Annotated in this window: 4 protein-coding genes; 3 read left to right on the top strand and 1 reads right to left on the bottom strand. The window is 70.6% G+C overall.

The features are described 5' to 3' along the window. A partial coding sequence (locus AB0C20_RS35230; protein WP_357569632.1) for a DEAD/DEAH box helicase occupies positions 1-875 on the bottom strand: 875 nt, incomplete at its 3' end. A 188-nt stretch (positions 876-1,063) separates the two neighbouring features. On the opposite strand from AB0C20_RS35230, the gene AB0C20_RS35225 reads away from it, so the two are divergent. The 3 genes from AB0C20_RS35225 (at position 1,064) to AB0C20_RS35215 (ending at position 4,531) form a co-directional block, all read left to right on the top strand. Further along, positions 1,064-1,420: an STAS domain-containing protein gene (locus AB0C20_RS35225; RefSeq protein WP_357188877.1), complete on the top strand. Its 357-nt coding sequence runs from the start codon at positions 1,064-1,066 to the stop codon at positions 1,418-1,420. Continuing rightward, positions 1,417-1,854 carry an ATP-binding protein gene (locus AB0C20_RS35220; protein ID WP_238684776.1) on the top strand — a complete coding sequence of 146 codons (438 nt, stop codon included), beginning with the start codon at positions 1,417-1,419 and terminating at the stop codon, positions 1,852-1,854. The genes AB0C20_RS35225 and AB0C20_RS35220 overlap by 4 nt, the downstream gene beginning before the upstream one ends. Before the next feature lie 316 nt (positions 1,855-2,170). After that, complete coding sequence (locus tag AB0C20_RS35215; RefSeq protein ID WP_357569631.1) at positions 2,171-4,531, top strand: sodium-translocating pyrophosphatase; 2,361 nt, start codon at positions 2,171-2,173, stop codon at positions 4,529-4,531. Positions 4,532-4,595: the final 64 nt, after the last annotated feature.

Raw genomic sequence — 4,595 nt, 5'->3', positions numbered from 1 at the left:
CCCGTCGCCTGCGGCGGCACCGGCGAAGAGGCCGACGAGTCGGGTGGCAGCAGCGGCGGTTCCCAGAGTGCGAAGGTCACCCCGCCGCGGGGGGAGGCGTCCTCGGTGACCGCCGTCACCGGCAGGCCGGTCAGCCGTCCGGCCGCGGTGGCCGGGTCGCCGGAGGTGGCCGAGGCGAGCACGAACACCGGGGTGGCCCCGAACCGGGCGCACTGCCGACGCAGCCGACGCAGCACGTGCGCGACGTGCGAGCCGAACACGCCCCGGTAGGTGTGGCACTCGTCGATCACCACGTACGCGAGTCGGCGCAGGAAACCGGACCACTGGGCGTGCCCGGGCAGGATGCCGTGGTGCAGCATGTCCGGGTTGGTCAGCACGAACCGGGAGTGCCGGCGGATCCACTCCCGCTCGGTGCGCGGAGTGTCCCCGTCGTAGCAGGCGGGGCGTACCCCCTCCAGCTCCAGCGCGGCGACGGCGCGCAACTGGTCCGCGGCGAGCGCCTTGGTCGGCGCCAGGTAGAGCACTGTGGCCCGGGGGTCGGCGAGCAGTGTGGCCAGGGCGGGCAGTTGGTACGCCAGTGACTTGCCGGAAGCGGTGCCGGTGGCGACGACCACGTGCTGGCCCTCGTACGCCAGGTTGGCCGCCTCGGCCTGGTGCTGCCAGGGCGCGACCACGCCGCGCCCGGTGAACGCCGCGCGTAACTCCGCCGGTGCCCACGACGGCCACGGCGCGGGCACACCGGCGCGGGCCGGCACCCGCTCGACGTGGGTGACCGGGTCGGCGGCGCCCCGGGCGCGTAGCCGGCGCAGCAGGTCGGCCGGCGCTGGCCCGGGGCCGGGACCAGCGGATACGGTGGCCGCGGACGACGACTCCAGGTCGTGGCGCGGCGTGCCGCGCGCGGAGCTGAAGTCGTCGGAGGTCACGCCCTGCACTCTCGCACTGGTGTTCGGAGATGAAAAGTCGGACACCGGGGTAAGGGGAAGCCGCCGCTGGCGTCCGCAGGCCGTCCCGGCGGTAGTGGTTAGATGCCCACGAGAGTTTACGGCTCTGGCGAGGAGGACCGATGGAGCTGTCACTGGCGACCCGCACCGTGGGCGAGCACACGGTGCTCGAGGTCGGTGGTGAGGTGGACGTCTACACCGCGCCCCGGCTCCGTGAGCGACTCCTCGAAGTGATCGACGGTGGCGCCCGTCACGTGGTGGTCGACCTCGGTCGGGTGGACTTCCTCGACTCCACCGGGCTGGGCGTGCTGGTCGGCGCGCTCAAGCGGCTCCGCTCGGCGAGCGGTTCGTTCGCGCTGGTCTGCGACAAGGAGCCGCTGCTCAAGATCTTCCGGATCACCGCGCTGGACCAGGTGTTTCCGCTGCACCCGACGGTCGACGCGGCGATCAGCGCCGACTCGGCGGGCGCCGGCGCGTGATGGCGACAGTCAAGCTCTCCTTCTCGCCCGCTCCGGTGCACGTGCGCACCGCCCGCCTGGTCGGCGTCGCCGTCGCCCGGCGGGCCGGGGTGCGTGAGGACCTGCTGGACGAGGTGCGCCTGGCCATCGGTGAGGCGTGCACGCGCGCGGTGGCCCTGCACCGGCAGTACGGCCTGGCCGACCCGGTGCTGGTGGAGATGTCCGACGGTGGCTCGTACGCAGTGCGGGTGGTGGACCGGGCGCCGATCGAGGCGGGTATCGGTCTGACCGCGCTGCCACCGGACGAGCTGGCCAACGAGGCGCTGACCGATGAGGCGCTGACCACCGGCGTCGGCTTCGCGCTGCTCGCCGGTTTCGTCGAGGACCTCCAGGTGCGCCCGGTCGACGAGGGCATCGGCACCGAGGTGCGGATGGTGTGGCCGGTCGGCCGCTGATCAATTCCGCTGCGTAGGCCGCGTCCCCTGCTGGGGATGCGGCCTTCTTTGCATGGATGGGGCCCTATATCAGATTTCGTTTCATAACACAGCGACGAAGATCATCGCGACACGGTGCCACCTGGGTGTGACCTCCAACACTGCGGAGGGCTACAGTACCCGGGTTGTCAGCAAGTGACCTATCCCGCAGCCAGCGGGTATGGGTGTTCATCGCTGGTCCGCTGGTGGGTTGGCGCGCGCTTGCGAGTCCGCATCCAGGCGTCGGTCAGTGCGTCTCCACTCACCGGCGCGATTGTTCGGTAACAGGAGGACACAGATGTCCGGGACCTTGGCCGCCGACGGCGGCGGGCTTTCCCTTACCGGAAGCAATGTCACCTACGTCGTCATCGCCGCGGTTGTCGCGCTGGTGGCACTCGGTTTCGCTGCCGCCCTGACAAAAACGGTGCTGGCCGCTGGTAAGGGCACCGAGAAAATGCAGGAGATCTCGGGGGCGGTCCAGGAGGGCGCCTCGGCCTACCTGCTCCGTCAATTCCGCACCCTGGCGATCTTCGTCGTCGTCGCCGTCGTGCTGCTCTTCCTGCTTCCGGTGCACGACACCGATGGCAGTGAGCTGGCTGTGAAGATCGGCCGCTCACTCTTCTTCGTAGTGGGCGCCCTGTTCAGCGCGTTCATCGGCGGCGCTGGCATGTGGCTGGCCACCCGCGCCAACCTGCGCGTGGCCGCCGCCGCACGGGAGCGAGTAGGCGGCCGCGAGGCGGCCATGAAGATCGCCTTCCAGACCGGCGGCGTCGTCGGCTTCTTCACCGTCGGCCTCGGCCTCTTCGGTGCGGCGATGGTCGTCCTCGTCTACCGGGGTGACGCGCCCACGGTGCTGGAGGGCTTCGGCTTCGGCGCCGCGCTGCTCGCGATGTTCATGCGCGTCGGCGGCGGCATCTTCACCAAGGCCGCCGACGTCGGCGCCGACCTGGTCGGCAAGGTCGAGCAGGGCATCCCCGAGGACGACCCGCGCAACGCCGCCACCATCGCCGACAACGTGGGCGACAATGTCGGTGACTGCGCCGGCATGGCCGCCGACCTGTTCGAGTCGTACGCGGTGACGCTTGTCGCCGCGCTGATCCTCGGCCGAGCCGCGTTCGGCGAGGAGGGCCTGGTCTTCCCGCTGATCATCTCCACCATCGGTGTGCTGATCGCGATCGTCGGCGTCTTCATCACCCGGCTGCGCGCGTCCGACCGTAACGCCCTGACCGCTATCAACAGGGCCTTCTACCTGTCGGCGGTGCTCTCCGCGGTGTTGGTGGCGATCGCCGCCTACGCGTACCTGCCGGCGACCTTCGGCGAGTTCGACAGTGGCCTCACCGAAGCCGCCGGCAACCCGCGGCTGGTGGCCATCGGCGCGGTAGTGATCGGCATCGTGCTGGCCGCCGCGATCCAGGCGCTGACCGGCTACTTCACCGAGACCAAGCGGCGACCGGTGCAGGACATCGGCAAGAGCTCGCAGACCGGTGCGGCGACAGTGATCCTGGCCGGCATCAGCATCGGCCTGGAGTCGGCTGTCTACTCGGCGCTGCTGATCGGCGCCGGCGTCTTCGGCGCCTTCCTCCTCGGCGGCAGCTCCATCACGCTGTCTCTGTTCGCTGTGGCACTGGCCGGCACCGGCCTGCTCACCACCGTCGGCGTGATCGTCGCGATGGACACCTTCGGGCCGATCTCCGACAACGCCCAGGGCATCGCCGAGATGTCCGGCGACATCGACGAGCACGGCGCTCGCACGCTGACCGAGCTGGACGCGGTCGGCAACACCACCAAGGCGATCACCAAGGGCATCGCGATCGCCACTGCGGTGCTCGCCGCGACCGCGCTGTTCGGCTCGTACACCGACACGCTCAGCAGCGCGTACGCGACGGCTGGCGTGGGCGACGTCGGCAACGAGATCCTCAACGCGCTGAACGTGGCGAACCCGCGCAACCTGGTCGGCCTGATCATCGGCGCGGCTGTGGTCTTCCTCTTCTCCGGGCTGGCCATCAACGCGGTGTCCCGCTCGGCCGGTGCCGTGGTGATGGAGGTCCGTCGGCAGTTCCGTGAGCTGCCCGGCATCATGGACGGCACCCAGCGCCCGGAGTACGGCAAGGTCGTCGACATCTGCACCCGGGACGCGCAGCGCGAGCTGATGACCCCCGGCCTGCTCGCCATCCTGGCGCCGATCGCTGTCGGCTTCGGCCTCGGGCCCGGCGCGCTCGCGGCGTACCTGGCCGGTGCGATCGGTGCCGGCACCCTGATGGCGGTGTTCCTGTCCAACTCCGGTGGGGCCTGGGACAACGCCAAGAAGCTGGTCGAGGACGGCGCGTACGGGGGCAAGGGCTCCGAGGCGCACGCCGCCACTGTCATCGGCGACACCGTCGGCGACCCGTTCAAGGACACCGCCGGCCCGGCGATCAACCCGCTGATCAAGGTGATGAACCTGGTCTCGCTGCTGATCGCGCCCGCCGTGGTGGCCTGGAGCGTCGGCGACGAGCGCAACGTCGGCCTGCGGGTCGGCATCGCGCTGGTCGCGACGCTGATCATCGTGGCGTCGGTGGTGTTCAGCAAGCGCAAGGGCATCGCGATGTCCGACTCGGACGCCGATGGCAACACCGGCGCGGGCAGCACCGATCACCGCCCGGAGACAGTGAACGCCTGATCCACCAACGGCCCGGGGTCCCCGGTCGACGGTCACCCGCGCCGCCGCCCGCCTGCACGTCGTC

This window comes from Micromonospora sp. NPDC048843 (assembly GCF_040649965.1).
Lineage (GTDB): Bacteria > Actinomycetota > Actinomycetes > Mycobacteriales > Micromonosporaceae > Micromonospora > Micromonospora hortensis.
This window is presented reverse-complemented; position numbering and strand designations above follow the sequence as displayed.